This is a genomic window from Mesorhizobium sp. C416B, from assembly GCF_030323165.1.
GTDB lineage: Bacteria > Pseudomonadota > Alphaproteobacteria > Rhizobiales > Rhizobiaceae > Mesorhizobium.
On record NZ_CP100471.1, the window covers coordinates 2810357 to 2829528 of the forward strand.

Annotated in this window: 14 protein-coding genes and 3 pseudogenes; 16 read left to right on the forward strand and 1 reads right to left on the reverse strand. The window is 58.6% G+C overall.

What is annotated here, in order from left to right:
• The first annotated feature begins 1080 nt into the window (after nt 1-1080).
• From NLY43_RS13750 to NLY43_RS32805, 3 genes and pseudogenes are all read left to right on the forward strand, one after another.
• On the forward strand, nt 1081-2409 hold the full coding sequence (locus NLY43_RS13750; protein ID WP_023706359.1) for a dicarboxylate/amino acid:cation symporter: 1329 nt from the start codon (nt 1081-1083) through the stop codon (nt 2407-2409).
• Nucleotides 2410-2713: 304 nt separating this feature from the next.
• A complete protein-coding gene (locus NLY43_RS13755) occupies nt 2714-3745 on the forward strand; it encodes a LacI family DNA-binding transcriptional regulator (protein ID WP_023672231.1) in 1032 nt (343 codons plus the stop codon).
• Between the two features lie 291 nt (nt 3746-4036).
• Nucleotides 4037-4264, forward strand: a pseudogene (locus NLY43_RS32805) (IS1634 family transposase); the annotation flags it as partial.
• 80 nt (nt 4265-4344) lie between these two features.
• Here NLY43_RS32805 and NLY43_RS13760 read toward each other — a convergent pair.
• Entirely contained in the window at nt 4345-5370 is a 1026-nt protein-coding gene (locus NLY43_RS13760; RefSeq protein ID WP_023712679.1) for a LysR family transcriptional regulator, read from the reverse strand.
• A 237-nt stretch (nt 5371-5607) separates the two neighbouring features.
• Between NLY43_RS13760 and NLY43_RS13765 the strand changes: the two genes are divergently transcribed.
• The 13 genes and pseudogenes from NLY43_RS13765 (at nt 5608) to NLY43_RS13825 (ending at nt 18702) form a co-directional block, all read left to right on the forward strand.
• A complete protein-coding gene (locus NLY43_RS13765; RefSeq protein ID WP_023694280.1) occupies nt 5608-6201 on the forward strand; it encodes a NodA family N-acyltransferase in 594 nt (197 codons plus the stop codon).
• Nucleotides 6198-6857, forward strand: coding sequence for a chitooligosaccharide deacetylase NodB (nodB, locus tag NLY43_RS13770; protein ID WP_023672235.1), 660 nt, complete (start codon nt 6198-6200; stop codon nt 6855-6857). The genes NLY43_RS13765 and nodB overlap by 4 nt, the downstream gene beginning before the upstream one ends.
• Nucleotides 6858-6870: 13 nt before the next feature.
• The gene (nodC, locus tag NLY43_RS13775; protein ID WP_023687361.1) at nt 6871-8229 is read left to right on the forward strand and encodes a chitooligosaccharide synthase NodC; all 1359 of its coding nucleotides are present in this window, start codon (nt 6871-6873) and stop codon (nt 8227-8229) included.
• 13 nt (nt 8230-8242) lie between these two features.
• Entirely contained in the window at nt 8243-8872 is a 630-nt protein-coding gene (gene nodS, locus NLY43_RS13780) for a nodulation methyltransferase NodS (protein WP_023713711.1), read from the forward strand.
• A 37-nt stretch (nt 8873-8909) separates the two neighbouring features.
• Nucleotides 8910-9143: pseudogene (locus tag NLY43_RS13785) on the forward strand (carbamoyltransferase N-terminal domain-containing protein); the annotation flags it as partial.
• Between the two features lie 55 nt (nt 9144-9198).
• The gene (gene nodI, locus NLY43_RS13790) at nt 9199-10110 is read left to right on the forward strand and encodes a nodulation factor ABC transporter ATP-binding protein NodI (RefSeq protein WP_023685034.1); all 912 of its coding nucleotides are present in this window, start codon (nt 9199-9201) and stop codon (nt 10108-10110) included.
• A 3-nt stretch (nt 10111-10113) separates the two neighbouring features.
• On the forward strand, nt 10114-10902 hold the full coding sequence (locus NLY43_RS13795) for an ABC transporter permease (protein ID WP_023687364.1): 789 nt from the start codon (nt 10114-10116) through the stop codon (nt 10900-10902).
• Nucleotides 10903-10966: 64 nt separating this feature from the next.
• Nucleotides 10967-11941, forward strand: coding sequence for a LysR family transcriptional regulator (locus tag NLY43_RS13800; protein WP_023703124.1), 975 nt, complete (start codon nt 10967-10969; stop codon nt 11939-11941).
• 398 nt (nt 11942-12339) lie between these two features.
• Entirely contained in the window at nt 12340-14055 is a 1716-nt protein-coding gene (locus NLY43_RS13805; RefSeq protein ID WP_286460934.1) for a type I secretion system permease/ATPase, read from the forward strand.
• A pseudogene (locus NLY43_RS13810) lies at nt 14030-14260 on the forward strand (HlyD family type I secretion periplasmic adaptor subunit); the annotation flags it as partial. The gene NLY43_RS13805 and the pseudogene NLY43_RS13810, both read left to right, overlap by 26 nt.
• A 369-nt stretch (nt 14261-14629) precedes the next feature.
• The gene (locus tag NLY43_RS13815) at nt 14630-15421 is read left to right on the forward strand and encodes a calcium-binding protein (RefSeq protein ID WP_023713184.1); all 792 of its coding nucleotides are present in this window, start codon (nt 14630-14632) and stop codon (nt 15419-15421) included.
• 445 nt (nt 15422-15866) lie between these two features.
• The gene (locus tag NLY43_RS13820) at nt 15867-17402 is read left to right on the forward strand and encodes a type I secretion system permease/ATPase (RefSeq protein WP_502882168.1); all 1536 of its coding nucleotides are present in this window, start codon (nt 15867-15869) and stop codon (nt 17400-17402) included.
• Entirely contained in the window at nt 17389-18702 is a 1314-nt protein-coding gene (locus tag NLY43_RS13825) for an HlyD family type I secretion periplasmic adaptor subunit (RefSeq protein ID WP_023713843.1), read from the forward strand. Before NLY43_RS13820 ends, NLY43_RS13825 begins: the two co-directional genes overlap by 14 nt.
• The last annotated feature ends 470 nt before the right edge of the window (nt 18703-19172 follow it).

Genomic DNA, 19172 nt, shown 5'->3' on the forward strand with positions numbered 1-19172 from the left:
CTCCGACGTGAACTCGTGCCGCCGCCGTGTGGTCGAGTGCAAAGCGGGTCTAGCCTGACGCATCGCTTGGCTACTCCCTCACGAGGCTTGGCCATGTTATTGGCTTGCCCCGGGCAAACACACGTTGTTTTCAAAAGACTGGAGCGAGGCGGCATAGTCAATCGAGCTTTCTTTCATCTGTGAAAGGAAACCTCGCGGCCTATGATAGGATTCATCAGTTCTATCTTTGCGTTGAAGCAGAAATACCTGGGCCGGCCATGCCTTGCCCGAGCGGCTGACCGCGCGGAGTGCAAATGCGGGGCCGTGCCATTCACCAGCGCCCGCGAAGGAGGGGCGGGAGCGATAATAACAGCCAACGGCACTGGTCCGTTGCCGCAAGCCCCATCTTTCTCGAGTTGATCAGGCGGCGGCGATGTCGCGTGTGAAGGCGCGAAGCTGGCGTCGAGTACGACTTCGTAGGCGGTGCTCGCAACTTCTGAATCGCATCGTCGTGGTCAGCACCATCACCGGCCTGGGGCCGAAATCGGCACACTCAATGAGCGTATCGAAAAGTCTGAACAGATTACGATGCGACCGCTTGAAAACGGCTGCCCGTGCTGCGGGCGTTGATTTGCAAAATGGGTCGTCCAAAAGGCCGTCCGAATTTATTCTGTGATTGCAGTGGCTGCATGGTCGTAGGCTGTCTAGAAACGAGCGCTTCCGAAAAGGGGTAAGTTAGCCTGTCATCTGGACGGCCTTGAACAGGCGACTTATTGGTACCCGCTGGCGCCAACGATGGGGCCCGGTCCAAAGCCGGCTAACGAGGAACCCACCACGCTCTGTGCAGCAAAACCGCTAGCCAGAGGGATCGACCGGCAGCACTCTGCCACAGACCATCAAGGGCGTTGGGACCGCGGCCTTGCCCGCTGGTCTGACACCGCATTCCTCCATCATTGGCGAGCCCACATCAGTTCAGGTGATGCGGATTCATCTGGCATGGGTATTGCGGCGGCGTTGGTGCAGCGTTCGACCGGAGCGCCGCGATAGGGAGAAGCCCGGGAGAAGTCACGCCACCTCGATCCGGTCAGGGAGAGAGAAACAGTGTCAGCTGCACAAGTCCGCGGCGCGAGTCCCGCGCCCCGCAAACCCTTCTACACCAAGCTCTACGCCCAGGTGCTTGCCGCCATCGCGCTCGGCGTCGCAATTGGCTATTTTTATCCGGAGACCGGCGAGAGCCTGAAGCCGCTGGGTGATGCCTTCATCAAGCTGGTCAAGATGATCATCGCGCCTGTCATCTTCCTGACAATTGCGACCGGCATTGCCGGCATGAACGATCTTCATAAGGTCGGCCGGGTCGCCGGCAAGGCAATGGTTTATTTCCTCACCTTCTCAACGCTCGCGCTGATCGTCGGCCTCATCGTCGCCAATGTCGTCCAGCCTGGCGACGGCCTGAACATCGATCCGGCCTCGCTCGATGTCCAGGCCGTGAATACCTATGCCGCAAAAGCCAAAGCGCAGTCGGTCACCGGCTTCCTGATGAACATCATCCCGCCAACGATCGTCGGTGCCTTCGCGGAAGGCGACATCCTGCAGGTGCTGTTCTTCTCGGTTCTGTTCGGCATGGCGCTTGCGATGGCCGGAGAGACGGGCAAGCCTGTCGTTTCCTTCCTCCAGGCGCTCATTGTGCCTGTCTTCAAGCTCGTCGGAATTCTGATGAAGGCCGCGCCGATCGGCGCTTTTGGCGCGATGGCCTTCACCATCGGCAGATATGGCATCGGTTCGGTAGTCAACCTCGCGATGCTGGTCGCGACGTTCTATTTCACCGCCTTCCTCTTCGTGTTCGGGGTTCTCGGCGCAGTCTGCCGTTACAACGGCTTTTCGATTTGTTCTCTCATTCGTTACATCAAGGAAGAGCTGCTGCTTGTCCTCGCAACGTCCTCCTCGGAGGCGGCGCTCCCGTCGCTGATGGAGAAAATGGAAAAGGCGGGCGCCAGGCGTTCGGTTGTGGGTCTCGTCATCCCGGCCGGATATTCGTTCAATCTGGACGGCACGAATATCTACATGACGCTAGCGGCTCTCTTCATCGCACAGGCGACGAACACGGATCTGTCCATCGGCGATCAGGTGCTGCTGCTGCTCGTAGCAATGCTTTCCTCCAAGGGCGCTGCAGGTGTGACAGGTGCGGGCTTCATCACCCTGGCGGCTACGCTCGCGGTAGTTCCGAGTGTTCCCGTTGCTGGGATGGCACTGATACTCGGCATCGACCGATTCATGTCCGAATGCCGGGCGCTGACGAATTGCGTCGGCAACGCAGTGGCATCCCTCGTCGTCGCACGCTGGGAAGGAGAGTTGGACCGAGCACAGATGAAAGCTGCCTTCAGCGGTCATCAGCTTACCGAGGCATCAAACCGGCTACCCTCCTGCAAGTAAGGTGGGCGGCCCACGACCTGTGAAGTCGCTTAGCTGGTCACATAACTGAACGACCGACCCGCAGCCTCTAAACGGCTCCTCACGGACCATGTATCAGAAGCGCTAAATGTGTGAGTGCAAATCGTCACCGCCCTTTAAGCGAATGAGCCTTTCAGTATACCCGGCCGGTTTACGTCTGCAATGATGTTCGTCCAACACGCTGTGCCCATTCGTATGGGGACGTCTTCACTTTGCCACCCGAAACCGAAACGCGTTAGGCGGACAGAGAGCCGGCCCGCGTCAAAAACCAATCAGAATAGGACCTATGACCAAGCGCCCCACAATTGCCGATCTCGCCCGCGAAGCCCGAGTCAGCGTAGCAACGATCGATCGGGTTCTGAACGCCCGCCATCCGGTGCGCGAGGAGACCGCGCGGCGGGTCCACGACGCCGCCCAGGCGATCGGCTATCATGCTGCCGGGCTAATCAAGCAGCGGTTGCGGCGAGACCTACCGCACTACCGTCTGGGCTTCATCTTGAGAAAACCGGCCCAGCATTTCTACCAAGATTTTGCGCGCGAGGTCGAAGCATCGGTCAATTTGGCCCAGTCCTTCCACGGCATTCCGCTCGTCGAATTCGCCCCGTCACATATGCCGAGCGACCTGATCGCGCCGCTCAAGGAGTTGGGCGCACGCTGCCATGCAATCGCGATGGTGGCACCGGACCACCCGAAAATCACAGCAGCGGTTGAGGACCTCAAGGCCAAGGGCATTCCGGTTTTCTCGCTGCTTTCCGACTTCGCCGCCGGCGTGCGACAGGGGTATATCGGCCTCAACAACCGCAAGGTGGGGCGCACGGCCGCTTGGATGGTTTCCAAGGTCGCAAAACGGCCCGGCAAAGTGGCGGTGTTTGTCGGCAGCCATCGTTTCCAGGGGCACGAGCTCCGTGACGTCGGCTTTCGCTCCTATTGCCGTGAGAACGCGCCCACGTTCGAGGTGCTGGATCCGGTCATGAACCTCGAGAAGCGGCAGATCACCTACGAGGCAACGCTTGATCTCATGCAGCGGGAGCCCGAGCTCGTCGGCTTCTATGTCGCCGGCGGCGGCATGGAGGGCGCGATCTCCGCGCTCCGAGAAGAGGGCAAAAGTCGGGATCTCGTCGCGATCGTGAATGAAATCACACCTGAGTCTCGGGCAGCGCTTGCAGATAACATCGTCACGATGGCGGTCGCCACGCCAATGCGCCGGCTTTGCCAGGAGCTGATAACGCTGATGACACGGGCTATCGAGACCGGCACCGCTGAAACACCCGGACAGACATTTCTGCCGTTCGACATCCATCTGCCGGAAAATATATGAAGGCGGAAGCGCGAGGTAGATTGCCTAGATCCGCAGCGTCAACCTCCACCGGCTTCACTTGCCAACATGCCCCACGTTCTCGTGCAGGGGGTGTGGTCAATGATCCCGCACGGCAAGAGCCGAGCGAGGCCAGCACAGTCCATTTGGGGTCGACCTCGTCGACCGCCATCTCCTCGCCTGGCTGCACGTGAAAAGCCGCGGCACAGCCGGCAAGGTAGGAATTTAACCGGGCTAACCATCTTCTGGGACTTCGCACGCAAATCGAGGCGGCAGTCAATTCAGTAGCAGCCCGGGCGTGTGTTCTGCTCGTTCCGGCCCCTCGCACTTAGCAAGGAACTGCGCCGCTCTGCCGGGCCAAAGGCCCGACGCCCGAAGGGCAACCGCTCCTACGCGATCGCGTCCGCCTCCAGAAGCCGCCATCGAAAAGAATGCTCGCGTCGTCACCACCTACGGCCAAAGCGGGCAATCAAGGCAGCTGGCATCACTCTGCCACACATCCTCGACGAGCAACTCGCCTGAGATCAGCCCCAGAACGTAGGTAACACGCGCCGCGCCGGCGCTTGTCGAACATGCTGATCAGCCTGTCTTACAGGCGGTGATTAGGTGGGGCTCAACATCTTCCGGGACTTCGCACGCGATTTCGAGGTGGCAGTCGGTACCAAGAAACGAAAGGTCGGATCGGCGTGCCCGAGACGCTCAATGATTTCAGGCAAAGGCGCCAGGCGAGATGCCTCCTGCAACATCATTTCCCGCATCCACATGCTTGCCGGATCACTATTGTGAAGCTCAGGCCATTGGACGGCTTCCGTGAATGCAGGAGGAGGAAGTGGCGGCGGAAGTTGGACAATCCGCAGGGGTGTTGTTTTTGCGAAATGCTGCGCCAGCCGTAAGGGCATAGTCCCGATGCGGCTGGTGCCTGACAGGACGGGCGGGATCAGGCTAAAGCCCTGTACGACAACTTCGATACGTCTCTCGAAACCGTGCTCGAGCAAATACCATTCCTCCATGGTGGGCTGCCGGGTGTGCCTGAATTTGAGCACAACATGCCCCATGCACAAGTATCGCTCGAATGTAAGTGGCTCCGACAGCTGCTTGTTCGTGCCGCAGCCTACGCCTACGAGCTTATCTTCGAACAGGGCTGCGCGAGGATGTTTCGACATGAACACTTCCGGCATAATCAGAAAATCAACGTCGCCGCGCCGGAGAAGCTCCTCGGGGTCGTCGCAAATAGGCAGACATTCAAAGCGAACGGCGGGAGCTTCCCGCGCAGCGCGCTCTACTATCTTCCTAAAAAATACGAGCGTGATGTAATCGGAAAGCATGATTCGGAAGAGACGATCCGATTGGGCCGGGTTGAAGGCGTCGGGGGAAATAATCGATAGCTGGATGTGCAGCAATGCGTCCCGGACTGCTGGGGCGAGCCCGTCGGCGCGCGGCGTCAAAATGAGCTCGCGGCCGTTCATCGTAAATAGCTCATCGTTGAAATAGGCGCGTAGCCGAGCAACGGCGGCGCTCATGGCCGGCTGGCTCAGGTTGATACTGCGAGCCGCGGCAGTGACTTTACGCTCCCTCATCAGAGCGTCCAGCACAACGAGGAGATTTAGATCCAGCCCTTTAAAACGCATGTCATGTTCTATCCAACGTGTGGATGCGTATCATTCAAACAATCAATTTTACGAATTTACGAGCCATGCATTAGAGGAACGGAAAGTGAGCGACGTCAAGCTCAAATCGACGACACGGGCCGGAACTCGAGAGAGTGTCTGGCTCACCTTCGCCAACGACAACGGCTGAGTGCAGCCAACAACGCCGCTTTGGTCGAGTAATGCGGCCGCAAAAACCAATATGAAGAGAGGTCCTGAATGCGCCATCAGGTGCAGTGGAAGTTGTGCTGGGAAAACGAGTTGCAGCTCTCCGATCACGTTAAGCTCGCCGAGTTCTTTCGTGATACGTACGGGCCGACTGGGGCGTCCAACGCAGAACCGTTCGAAGGTAGTCGAAGCTGGGCCGGAGCCAGGCCTGAACTCCGCGTAATCGCCTATGATTCAAGCGGTGTAGCGGCTCACATGGGCATACTGCGCCGTTTCATCAAGGTCGACGCGGTCGACCTGTTGGTGGCTGAACTGGGCCTGTACGGGGTACGTCCGGACCTTGAGGGTCTGGGAATCGCCCATTCAATCCATGTCATGCTTCCAATACTGCAGGAGCTTGGCGTTCCATTCGCTTTCGGAACGGTCAGGGACGCGCTGCGGAATCATGTTGAGAGGTTTGGACGGCGATACAGCCCTATGGCCGTTTTGTCGGGAATTCGCGTGCGCTCCACCCGACCAGAGGCCCGCCTCGACCTGCCGCCCACACGCATCGATGACGCACTCACAATTGTTCTGCCAGTTGGACGGCCGATCAGCGAATGGCCCACGGGCACGATGATAGATCGGAACGGACCAGAGCTATGAGCCGGTCCGATTGCTTGTACGAAGTGCGCCGTGAGTGCTCTGACGGCACCGGCCGTCGAAGCGTTTATCTGACGTTTGACGACGGTCCCAATCCACTTTTCACACCGGAGATTCTCGACGTGCTGGCAGAGCAGCGGGTGCCGGCGACTTTCTTCGTCATCGGCGCCTACGCCTTAGAGCACCCATATCTAATCCAACGGATGATCGCAGAAGGGCACGAGGTAGGCAACCACACGATGTCTCATCCGGATCTGTACCAATGCGGTTTCGGCGAAGTGCAACGTGAGGTCTTTGAAGCGAACGACGCCATCATGAGAGCGTGCCCGCAGGCCTCGGTCCGCTTTGTTCGCGCGCCCTACGGCGCCTGGAGCGAAGAAGTCTGCACAGCATCACAGATCGCCGGGCTGGCGGCCCTTCATTGGTCCGTCGACCCTCGAGATTGGTCTCGCCCTGGAGTCGAGGCGATTATCGACAAAGTGCTCGCCTCCGTCCGGCCGGGCGCAATTGTACTCTTGCACGACGGATGCCCTCCCGGCGAGTTGAGCCAGGGCGCTCACGCCGGCATGCGCGACCAGACGGTCACGGCGCTGTCCCGGCTGATTCCAGCACTGCGTGAGCGCGGATTTGTAATCCGCTCACTTCCTCAACATCACTGAACAACGAGATCCCATGACTCTTCTTGGTACAACCAGCACTGTGGCCATTTCGCTTTATGCACTGCTCTCGACTGCCTATAAGAGCATGCAAGGGCTTTATGCTATGCCGACAAAGGATTCGTCGGCGTTGGAGGTTCTCGCCGGCTCCGACAAACTGCCCAGCGTCGATGTCATCGTCCCCTGCTTCAACGAGGATCCGCGCACGCTTTCAGAGTGCCTGGCTTCCATTGCAGACCAAGAATACGCCGGAAGACTTCGGGTCTATTTGGTTGATGACGGTTCTGGAAATCGCGAAGCCTTAGGAACTGTCCATGAAGACTACGCGCGCGACCCCAGGTTCGACATCATTTTGCTTCCCGAGAATGTTGGAAAGCGCAAGGCGCAGATCGCCGCGATACGACGCTCATCAGGGGATCTGGTGCTTAACGTTGATTCAGACACGGTACTCGCGCCCGACGTCATTTCCAAGCTTGTACCGAAGATGCGAGATTCAGCGGTCGGCGCAGTCATGGGTCAGTTGACGGCCAGTAACCGAACCGAGAGCTGGCTGACCAGGCTGATAGACATGGAGTACTGGCTGGCTTGCAACGAGGAGCGCGCGGCACAGGCTCGCTTCGGTGCCGTTATGTGCTGTTGCGGCCCATGTGCCATGTACCGCCGGTCTGCGCTCCTTTTGTTACTGGACCAGTACGAGTCGCAATTTTTTCGGGGCAAGCCAAGCGACTTCGGTGAGGATCGCCATCTCACTATCCTGATGCTGAAAGCAGGCTTTCGAACCGAATACGTTCCGAGCGCCATCGCGGCCACAGTCGTTCCGAACAGACTCGGACCGTATCTGCGCCAACAACTCCGTTGGGCACGAAGCACATTCCGGGACACACTGCTTGGGCTGCGCTTGCTGCCTAGCCTAAATAGCTATCTCACGTTGGACGTGGTCGGACAGAATCTCGGCGCGCTACTCCTCGCCCTATCGGTATTAACGGGCCTCGCACATTTCGCACTGACAGGCACTGTGCCTTGGTGGACAGGACTGATGATTGTGTCCATGACCATGCTCCGATGCAGCGTGGTAGCATTTCGTGCTCGACAATTTCGATTTCTTGGCTTTTCGCTGCACACGTTCATCAACGTCTTTCTCTTGCTTCCGTTGAAGGCCTACGCGCTGTGTACCTTGAGCAATAGCGATTGGCTGTCGCGAAGCTCTGCTGTCGCTACATCGAACACTGGGGGAAAACAGGCCCCCACCCAAGCTCCGATCACTGGTTCCAGCAGGGCAGAACTCTCGCCCCATTCGGCTCCGCTTCGCAGGCTCAGTCTTGCGCGGGATTCTTCGGAATTAGTCCTGTCGGACAACATTTGCGGCGACGATTGATCGCAAATACCTAATGGACGAGAGGTGCACGAGTTTGACCCAGAACGTGAATCATCAGTTGCTTGATCGGGAATTGGCCGCCGACGATCCGTGGCGCCTCGACGGCAATCCATTCGAGCGGAAGCGCCACACGCAAATGCTCCAGCTGGCGCTTGCCCAAGGCTCCATTACAAATGCCCTGGAAGTCGGGTGCGCTGCCGGCGCATTCACGGAAAAACTAGCCCCCTACTGCCAAGGGCTCACCGTCATCGATGTCGTGGCGCAAGCGATTGCTCGAGCACGTCAACGGATAAAGGAGCCGTCGCGCATCAACTGGATAGTCTGCGATGTTCAACAGTTTTCGACCGACGAGTTGTTTGACGTGATCGTTGTGGCGGAGGTCCTCTACTACCTCGGAGACATAGCCGAGATGCGCGCGGCCGTCAAAAACCTGGTGCGGGTGCTTGCGCCAGGCGGGCATCTGATCTTCGGATCGGCAAGGGATGCTAATTGCCGTCGCTGGGGTCACGCCGCTGGTGCTGAGCCGGTCATCGCCATGCTGAACGAAACGTTGATCGAGGTAGAGCGGCTTGAGTGTCGGGGCGAGTCGGTCAACGAAGACTGCTTGCTCGTCCGTTTCCGGAACCCGATTTCCGCTTCCTGATGAATCTCGAATCTATCGCCGTTAACGTGGAGACACTATGCGCATCTGTGGTACCAAGCTGACCCATGATGGGGCGATCGCCCTTGTCCAGGATGGACGGCTCGTCTTCTGCGATGACCAGGAAAAGCGGCACAACGATCCGCGTTACCAATCCATCGATAATCTCGACGCAATTGTCGCCGCTTTAGCGGAGCAGCGGCTAGATCCTTGTGATGTCGATCAGTTCGTTATCGACGGCGGGGATGGCGAAGACGAGTCACAGTTTCAGATCGGCAGGGAACCAAGCGACCGCCAGTTTTGTCGTCCCCTCTCGGTAAAATGAACCCATGTCCATGATAGCGATCGACCTTACTGACGTAAGCAAAACTTATGACAAGCTCGTTGTCGACAGGCTGTCGTTCCGCGTTGCGGCGGGGGAATGCTTCGGGCTCTTGGGACCGAACGGCGCGGGCAAAAGCACGATTGCGCGTATGGTCCTCGGCATGACATCGCCTGATGCGGGGAAGATTACTGTGCTCGGCGCTCCAGTGCCGGCGCGCGCGCGTTTGGCACGTATGCGCATCGGCGTGGTCCCGCAGTTCGACAATCTTGATGCCGCGTTCACTGTACGCGAGAACCTGTTGGTGTTCGGGCGCTACTTCCGGATGAGCAGACGCCAGATCGATGCGGTCATACCATCGCTGCTTGAGTTCGCCCGCCTCGAGAACAAAGCGGATGCGCGCGTCGCCGAACTGTCCGGCGGCATGAAGCGGCGCCTGACGCTCGCGCGTGCGCTCATCAATGACCCGCACTTGCTGGTGATGGACGAGCCGACCACCGGCCTCGATCCGCAGGCCCGCCACCTGATCTGGGATCGGCTGCGATCGCTGCTGGCGCGGGGCAAGACTATTCTTTTGACTACCCATTTCATGGAAGAGGCCGAGCGGCTGTGCGATCGGCTGTGCGTTATGGAGGAGGGGCGCAAGATCGCCGAAGGTCGCCCGTCCGAACTCATTGACGAGCAGATCGGCTGTGACGTGGTGGAGGTCTACGGCGGCAATCCGCATGAACTAGGTGCGCTGATCCGGCCGTACGCACAGCGCATCGAGGTGAGCGGTGAGACGCTTTTTTGCTATGCACCCGATCCGGAGCAGGTGCTGGCGCAGCTACGCGGGCGTACGGGTCTACGCCTTCTGCAGCGTCCCCCCAATCTCGAGGATGTGTTTTTGCGGTTAACCGGGCGCGAGATGGAGGACTGAACAATGGGCGAACGTTATGCGGCGGGCATGCCCGCCAATGCGTGGAATTGGGTCGCGGTTTGGCGCCGCAACTATCTTGGATGGAAGAAAATCGGGCTTGCATCGGTTCTCGGCAACCTCGCCGATCCGATGATCTATCTGTTCGGTCTCGGCTTTGGCATCGGAACAATGATAGGTCCTGTTGAGGGCACTTCGTACATTGCGTTTCTCGCGGCTGGCATGGTTGCCACAAGCGTGATGGCATCGGCGACCGCTGAAACGGTCTACGGGAGTTTCGGCCGCATGGGCGACCAGCGCACCTGGGAAGGAATGCTATGCACTCAGCTGACGCTCGGCGATATCTTACTCGGCGAATTGGCGTGGGCAGCCACGAAGGCCCTCATGGCGGGCACAGCAATCACTATTGTTGCTACCACGCTCGGCTACGCATCGTGGCCATCCATCCTCTGCTTGCTGCCAGTCATCGCTCTCAATGGCCTCGCCTTCGCGAGTCTAGCGATGGTCGTCACGGCGCTTGCGCCCAGTTATGAATATTTCATATTTTATAATACGCTTGTTATTACACCCATGCTGTTCCTTTGCGGCGCGATGTTTCCGGTCAACCAATTGCCCGGCGCTTTTCAGTATGCTGCCTCCTTATTACCGCTCGCACATGCAATCGACCTCATTCGTCCAGCGATGCTTGGCCGTCCGATTGACAAAATGGGCCTGCATATCGGCGCGCTTTGCATATACACAGTTTTGCCCTTCTTCTTTTCGATTGCTCTTTTTCGTCGAAGGCTGATGCGTTGACGCTACTCACCATTCGAATTGAATGTTTGGTCGCAACCCATTCACACGCCGCCTAGATCAAGACATGCGTTTTAAGGGACTCGATCTGAATCTCCTCGTTGTGTTGGACGCTCTGGTCAGGGAACGTAAAGTCACCGCGGCGGCCCGCAGTATTAACCTGAGCCAGCCGGCAATGAGCGCCGCCGTTGCTCGGTTACGCGCCTATTTCAGCGATGAGCTATTTACGATGAGCGGCCGCGAGCTCATTTTGACACCTCGCGCTGAGGGGCTCGCCCCAGCAGTCAGGGAGGCATTGCTGCACATCCAGCTATCGATTATTTCCTGGGACGCCTTCAACCCAGCCCAATCGGATCGTCGCTTCCGGATTATCCTTTCCGATTACATCACGCTCGTATTTTTTAAGAAGATCGTAGAACGTGCTGCGCGGGAAGCTCCCGCCGTCCGCTTTGAATGTCTCCCTATTTCCGACGACCCCGAGGAGCTTCTCCGGCGCGGCGACGTTGATTTTCTAATTATGCCGGAAGTATTCATGTCGAAACATCCTCGCGCAGCCCTGTTCGAAGATATGCTCGTGTGCGTAGGCTGCGGCACGAACAAGCAGCTGTCAGAGCCACTTACATTGGAGCGATACTTATCGATGGGGCAGGTTGTGTTCAAATTCGGGGACACCCGGCAGCTCTCCATGGAGGAATGGTATTTGCTCGAGCACGGTTTCGAGAGACGTATCGAAGTTGTCGTACACGGCTTTAGCCTGATCCCGCCCGTTGTATCAGGCACCAGCCGCATCGGGACCATGCCCTTACGGCTGGCGCAGCATTTCGCAAAAACAACACCCCTGCGGATTGTCAAACTTCCGCCGCCACTTCCTCCCGCATTCACGGAGGCCGTTCAATGGCCTGCGCTCCACAATAGTGATCCGGCAAGCCTGTGGATGCGGGAAATGATGTTGCAGGAGGGATCTCGTATGATTCCTCTGCCTAAGAGCACCGGACGTCTCAGTTGTCCCCAAATTGAGAAAATGCCCCCCCCTCGACTATGAGAGGAGGCATGGATGGCGATGCCCCGCCGCCTGCGACCTCGCAACTGCTCAGCAGAAGGGCGAAGCGAACGAGAGTGAATCCATTTCGTAAATGTGTGCCTATCCAAGCAATCGATTTCTGCAATTGTCCGATGACGAATATGAACGCGCCTGAAGGTGTGGAGGCGGAAGCCTGTTCGGGCCCTTGCGGCCGACCACGATGAAGCCCTTCCAAACCTTCAGCCGGACGGTGTTGTTGACGCGCTCCATTAAATGCCGGGACCAAACATATTCGGCGGGAGCACTGATCCTGAACCAGCGAGCGGATGCAGTCGGTTGCCGGTCGGGGAGCAACATAGGGAGCTGGGTCGCCAGCCTCCGGAGACTTACGTGACAACCATTCCTTAAAGGATTCAGCTTTGAGACCCTTCCCTCTGACTTCCGCGATTTGGGGCATTGTGTTGATCAGCGGCGTGGTCAACGTGCTTGCGCTCATCTCGCCGCTGTTCATGCTTCAGGTCTATGACCGCGTTCTGGCAAGTGGCAGCGTATCCACGCTAGTGGGGCTCGTCGTGCTTGCTGCGGGGCTTTATGCGTTCCAATGCCTGCTCGACATTTTGCGCGCCCGCGTGCTGCTGCGGATTGGCGAGCGTTTCGATGGACAGTTTTCCGGACGCGTTCACGATGCGATCGTTCGCCTTCCGCTTTCAACGCGCATGCCGGGCGACGGCTTGCAGCCGCTTCGCGATCTCGACAATGTTCGCGGCTTCTTAGGTGGAAACGGTCCGACAGCGTTCTTCGATCTGCCATGGATGCTGTTTTATCTCGGCATTTGCTTCCTCCTTCATTTCTGGATCGGCATGACGGCACTTATCGGGGCGTTCGGTCTCACATCTCTGACACTCCTTGCCAACACTCTCTCGCAAGGGCCGATAAGCGATACCGTTGCCCACAACATGGCACGCAATGGTCTGCTGCAAGCAGCGCGTTGCAATGCCGAGGTCGTGCAAGCTCTCGGTCTTGGAAAGCGGATCGCTGCCCGATGGCAAAAGGCCAATGCCAAGTGTCTGGCCGCCAACCGGAAAGCTGGGGACGTGGCAGGTGGGCTGGGTGCCATTTCAAAGTCGCTGCGCGTGCTGCTGCAATCGGCCATTCTTGCCGTCGGTGCGTACCTTGTCGTCAGGGAAGAGGCTACGGCCGGGGTCATGATTGCCAGTTCGATCATGATGGGGCGTGCGCTGGCTCCGGTCGACCTCGCCATTTCAAGCTGGAAACCCTTCCTCATGGCGCGCCAGGGTTGGGCGCGGCTGGAGGACCTCTTGGAAAAGGTTCCTGAAACCGCTCCTGTTATGCTAATGCCTGCACCTGAACGCGAACTGCGCCTCGAAAGCGTGACAATCGTTCCGCCCGGCGAAAGCAAGCCGACCGTGACCGGCCTTGCGTTTGCCATTCAGGCGGGAAGCGCACTCGGGGTCATCGGCCCGTCGGGCTCGGGCAAGTCGACACTCTCGCGCGCCATCGTCGGCGCATGGACGCCGGTCGCCGGGAAGGTTCGCATCGACAGCGCAAGCCTCGATCAATGGGACCGGGAAGCACTAGGCCGTCACATCGGCTATCTGCCACAAGGTGTTGAATTGTTCGATGGCACCATTGCCGAAAACATCGCTCGTTTTGAAGATGATCCTGACCCTGAGGCTATTGTCGCCGCGGCGAAAGCAGCGGGCACGCACGAACTGATCCTCCGATTTGAGCACGGATACGAAACTCCGATTGGTGAGGCCGGATCGGCACTTTCCGCCGGGCAGCGTCAGCTTATCGGTCTTGCCCGGGCCCTTTATCGAGACCCTTTCCTTGTCGTGCTGGATGAACCCAATGCCCATCTCGACGCGGAAGGCGAAGCTGCAGTCGTTAATGCGATCGCCTCCGTGCGCGAGCGCAAGGGCATTGCGGTTGTCGTCGCCCATCGGCCGAGCGCCATCCGCGCCGTCGATTTGGTGTTGGTGATGGAAGGTGGACGGCAGCGATCATTCGGTGCGCGTTCCAAAGTCCTGAAGGCCATCGAGTCTACACAGGATCACGTGGCAGAGCGCGCTGACATGGAGGATCCCGGTGTCCGGCATTCATCAGAACAATGACGTTTCGAGTCCATTCGCCGCCACCTGGTGGCGGGCCTTCTGGCGAGCGTGATCTTTGTGGGAGGAGCCGGAGCCTGGGCGACCTTCACGAATCTCTCCGGTGCGGTTGTAGCGTCCGGACACTTTGTCGTGGTTTCCTAGTGAGAAGATACAGCACCCGACTGGCGGGGTGGTCGGAGAAATCCTGGTGAACCCGGCATTTCGTACTACCTGGTGCGCCTGTCGGTTCCGATCTCGGCTCGCGCGAACGCGCTCCCTAACGTTCCATTGCCCGCAATGGGCAGTGCCGGCGCGACTCGGCAACACAGCCCCATGCCCGTTCTTCCGAGGGCGGCCCAACCAGGACGACCGGTTGCCAAGTTTTCCTGGACCGTTCTTTGAGTGTGAATGTTCGGGCCGATTGCCTGGGGCGTGTCCCCGCCGCCTGCGAGCCCGCAACTGCTCAGCAGAAGGGCGAAGTGAACGAGAATGCATCCATTTCGTAAATGTATGCCTATCCAAGCAATCGATTTCTCCAATTGTCCGATGACGAATATGAACGACTCAGGCAGGGGCATCATTAGGAGTATTTTCAATGGCAAAGATTATCGAAGGTGGCCCGGGTTCCGAAACACTCCTCGGCACCGAGGGTGTTGACTGGATCGAGGGTTACCAGGGCGGTGACTGGCTTGACGGTCGTGGCGGCAACGACGAGATCTCGGGTGGCGCGGGCAGTGACCGAGCCATCGGCGGCAAGGGTAACGACCGCATCTTCGGCGGAGATGGCTGGGACGATCTCTCCGGCGACAACGGCCGCTTCAACGCGCGCGTCTCCGGTGAGGACAATGACAGGCTCAACGGCGGACCCGGCCAGGATGTCCTCTACGTGGGTGACGGCCAGGACACGTTGACCGGGGGCAGCGACAGTGACACGTTCGTGTTCCAGTTCCACAATCCGGTGCCTGGGGTTGTCGGGTCGACGTCGGACATTACCACTATCACCGATTTCAACCCGGCGGAGGACAAGTTCGCCTTCGATGCGGTGGGCCTCTACAACGATGGTTTTGGCGCGAACTTCGTCAACAACGCCAGCATACAGTCCGGCTACCCGGTGAGCAGCTTCTACAGCGGTGCGGCCTCGGGTGCGAACGGCGAACACGTCGTAGTGATCACTGGCGAATCTTTCAACTCTGCTAATGAGGCGGCGAGTGCGATCTCCGGCGAGCACGCCGGCGACATCATTGTCTACCAAAGCAGCTACACCGACAGACTCGCAACTCTGGCCTATGTCACCGCCGACGGCAGCGCGCACGAGTTCGCCCACCTGGGCGGTGTGGTCACCGTGGCAGACCTGGGCCTGACCGCGTCCGACTTCACCTTCGTTTGATCCAGAAAACCCATGCGGAACCGCGCCCGCCCCGCCCCCCCGGGCGGGCGCTTTCCCGTCCGTTTCCGCTACTTGCCATGGGCCGGGGCGCCTGGGAGCAGTCAGCGTGTACAGTGACGAAGCCCTGCGCGTCGCGCTGGTCGTGGACCGAAATCTCCTGAAGGTGTGGAGGCGGAAGCCTGTTCGGGCCCTTGCGGCCGACCACGATGAATCCCTTCCAAACCTTCAGCCGGACGGTGTTGTTGACCCGCTCCATTAAATGCCGGGACCAAACATATTCGGCGGGAGCACTGATCCTGAACAGCGAGCGGATGCAGTCGGTTGCCGGTCGGGGAGCAATATAGGGAGCTGGGTCGCCAGCTGCGGAGACTTACGTGACAACCATTCCTTAAAGGATTCAGCTTTGAGACCCTTCCCTCTGACTTCCGCGATTTGGGGCATTGTGTTGATCAGCGGCGTGGTCAACGTGCTTGCGCTCATCTCGCCGCTGTTCATGCTTCAGGTCTATGACCGCGTTCTGGCAAGTGGCAGCGTATCCACGCTAGTGGGGCTCGTCGTGCTTGCTGCGGGGCTTTATGCGTTCCAATGCCTGCTCGACATTTTGCGCGCCCGCGTGCTGCTGCGGATTGGCGAGCGTTTCGATGGACAGTTTTCCGGACGCGTTCACGATGCGATCGTTCGCCTTCCGCTTTCAACGCGCATGCCGGGCGACGGCTTGCAGCCGCTTCGCGATCTCGACAATGTTCGCGGCTTCTTAGGTGGAAACGGTCCGACAGCGTTCTTCGATCTGCCATGGATGCTGTTTTATCTCGGCATTTGCTTCCTCCTTCATTTCTGGATCGGCATGACGGCACTTATCGGGGCGGTCGGTCTCACATCTCTGACACTCCTTGCCAACACTCTCTCGCAAGGGCCGATAAGCGATACCGTTGCCCACAACATGGCACGCAATGGTCTGCTGCAAGCAGCGCGTTGCAATGCCGATTTGCGCCTGCAGGTGCAATCGGCCATTCTTACCGTCGGTGCGTACCTTGTCGTCAGGCAGGAGGCTACGGCCGGGGTCATGATTGTCAGTTCGATAATGATGGGGCGTGCGCTGGCTCCGGTCGATCTGGCCATTTCAAGCTGGAAACCCTTCCTCATGGCGCGCCAGAGTTGGGCGCGGCTGGAGGACCTCTTGGAAAAGGTTCCTGAAACCGCTCCTGTTGTGCCTATGCCTGCACCTGAACGCGAACTGCGCCTCGAAAGCGTGACAATTGTTCCGCCCGGCGAAAGCAAGCCGACCGTGACCGGCATTGCGTTTGCCATTCAGGCGGGAAGCGCACTCGGGGTCATCGGTCCATCGGGCTCGGGCAAGTCGACACTCTCGCGCGCCATCGTCGGCGCATGGACGCCGGTCGCCGGGAAGGTTCGCATCGACAGCGCAAGCCTCGATCAATGGGACCGGGAAGCACTAGGCCGTCATATCGGCTATCTGCCACAAGGTGTTGAACTGTTCGACGGCACCATTGCCGAAAACATTGCTCGTTTTGAACATGATCCTGACCCTGAGGCTATTGTCGCCGCGGCGAAAGCAGCGGGCACGCACGAACTGATCCTCCGATTTGAGCACGGATACGAAACTCCGATTGGTGAGGTCGGAGCGGCACTTTCCGCCGGGCAGCGCCAGCTTATCGGTCTTGCCCGTGCCCTTTATCGAGACCCGTTCCTTGTTGTGCTGGATGAACCCAATATCCATCTCGACGCGGAAGGCGAAGCTGCAGTCGCTAAGGCGATCGCCTCCGTGCGCGAGCGCAAGGGCATTGCGGTTGTTGTCTGCCATCAGCCGAGCGTCATCCGCGCCGTGGATTTGGTGTTGGTGATGGAAGGTGGACTGCAGCGATCATTCGGTGCGCCTTCCAAAGTCCTGAAGGCCATCGAGTCTACACAGGATAACGTGGCAGAGCGCGCTGACATGGAGGATACCGGTGTCCGGCATTGATCAGAACAATGACGTTTCAAGCTCCATTCGCCGCCACCTGGTGGCGGGCCTTCTGGCGAGCGTGATCTTTGTGGGAGGAGCCGGAGCCTGGGCGAACTTCACGAATCTCTCCGGTGCGGTTGTAGCGTCCGGACACTTTGTCGTCGTTTCCTATGTCAAGAAGGTGCAGCACCCGACTGGCGGGGTGGTGGGAGAAATCCTGGTGCGCGAAGGCGATAAGGTAAAAGCCGGCGACATCCTCATGCGGCTCGATGCCACCCAGGCGCGCGCTAATCTCGCCATAGTCACCAAGCGGCTTGATGAGCTGGCCGCCTACCTGGCACGACTCGATGCTGAGCGTGACGATCTCGCGGAAATCCCCTTCCCGGACTGGCTACTCGCCCGAAGAGATGTTCCGGACGTAGCTTCGGCAATAGATAGCGAGACGTTGCTGTTCGAATTCCGCAGGCAATCCCGCGACGGGAAGCAGGCGCAATTGGCGGAACGCATTACTCAATATCACCACGAGATCGAAGGACTCAAGGCGCAGGAAATTGCCTGTGAAAAAATGATCGAGGTTCTCCAAAAGGAAATTGCTGTTCTAAGTGGGCTGCGCAACCAAGGCATTGTCTCGGACCAACGGTTGAACAGCCTGAAGATCCAGGTTGCCACTTTCGGTGGCGAACGCGGTGAGAAGATCGCAAATCAGGCACAGACGGCAGCCCGCATAGCCGAAACGCGCCTGCAGATCCCGCAGATCGATCAGGATTTCAAGTCGGAAGTGGGCCAGGAGCTCAGAGAGGTTCAGGCGCAGGTCGGGGAGTATGTTGAGCGCAAGGTGGCGGTTGAACAGGAACTGCGGCGGATCGATATCGTCGCGCCGCAGTCAGGCACCATTCAACAACTCGCAGTTCATACGGTCGGCGGAGTGATCACGCCCGCCGATCCGATCATGCTAATCGTGCCGGAAGGCGACGATCTTGCGCTTGAAGTACGAATCAACCCGAAGGACATCGACCAAATCCAGCTTGGTCACAAGGCCGTGCTGCGGATGTCAGCCTTCAATCTGAGAACCACGCCGATATTGAACGGATATGTCAGCCGGATCGCAGCCGATCTGGCGACGGATGAAAAAAACGGCATTTCGTACTACCTGGTGCGCCTGTCGGTTCCGCAGGCGGAACTGACGAAGCTCAAGGGCCTGACGCTCGTGCCCGGTATGCCGGCCGAAGCGATGGTCCAGACGGGTGAGCGTACGGCGCTTTCCTATTTCGTGAAGCCGCTGTCGGACCAAATCAGTCGGACATTCCGGGAGGAATGAAATAACCCACAGGAATCTATTGTTGCTATTTCTGTTGGTTGTCCGCATGCTTTGTGCGTGGTAAGATCTGGAAGCACAGACATTTCCTACTTGCCTCTGGGCACCGCTTGTTTCTGTAATATTCAGCTCATGTTGCACCATGTTGCAACTGAGTGTCCTTGGTTTCCAACGGTTTTTACTGATGCGCGGCTGATGGACGCGACATGAAACGCGACATGAAAAACCCGCCACCAGCCGCAGCGGGCTGTTCGTTTCTCTTCTGCGGAATGAAAGTCAGTCAGTGCCGCGTGGCTGACATCGCCTCGAACATATCCCAAGCCGCATCTCGGTTTCGGTGCTTGCCGGGAATGGGGACCCAGCACTGCTTCGCAAAGGTCTATGAAAGTGGATAACTCTTCCGGCATGTCGGTACGCCAGAACATTCAAGACGCAGAATTCTTCGGGGTAGGCTCCTACACCGTCGGAGAGGC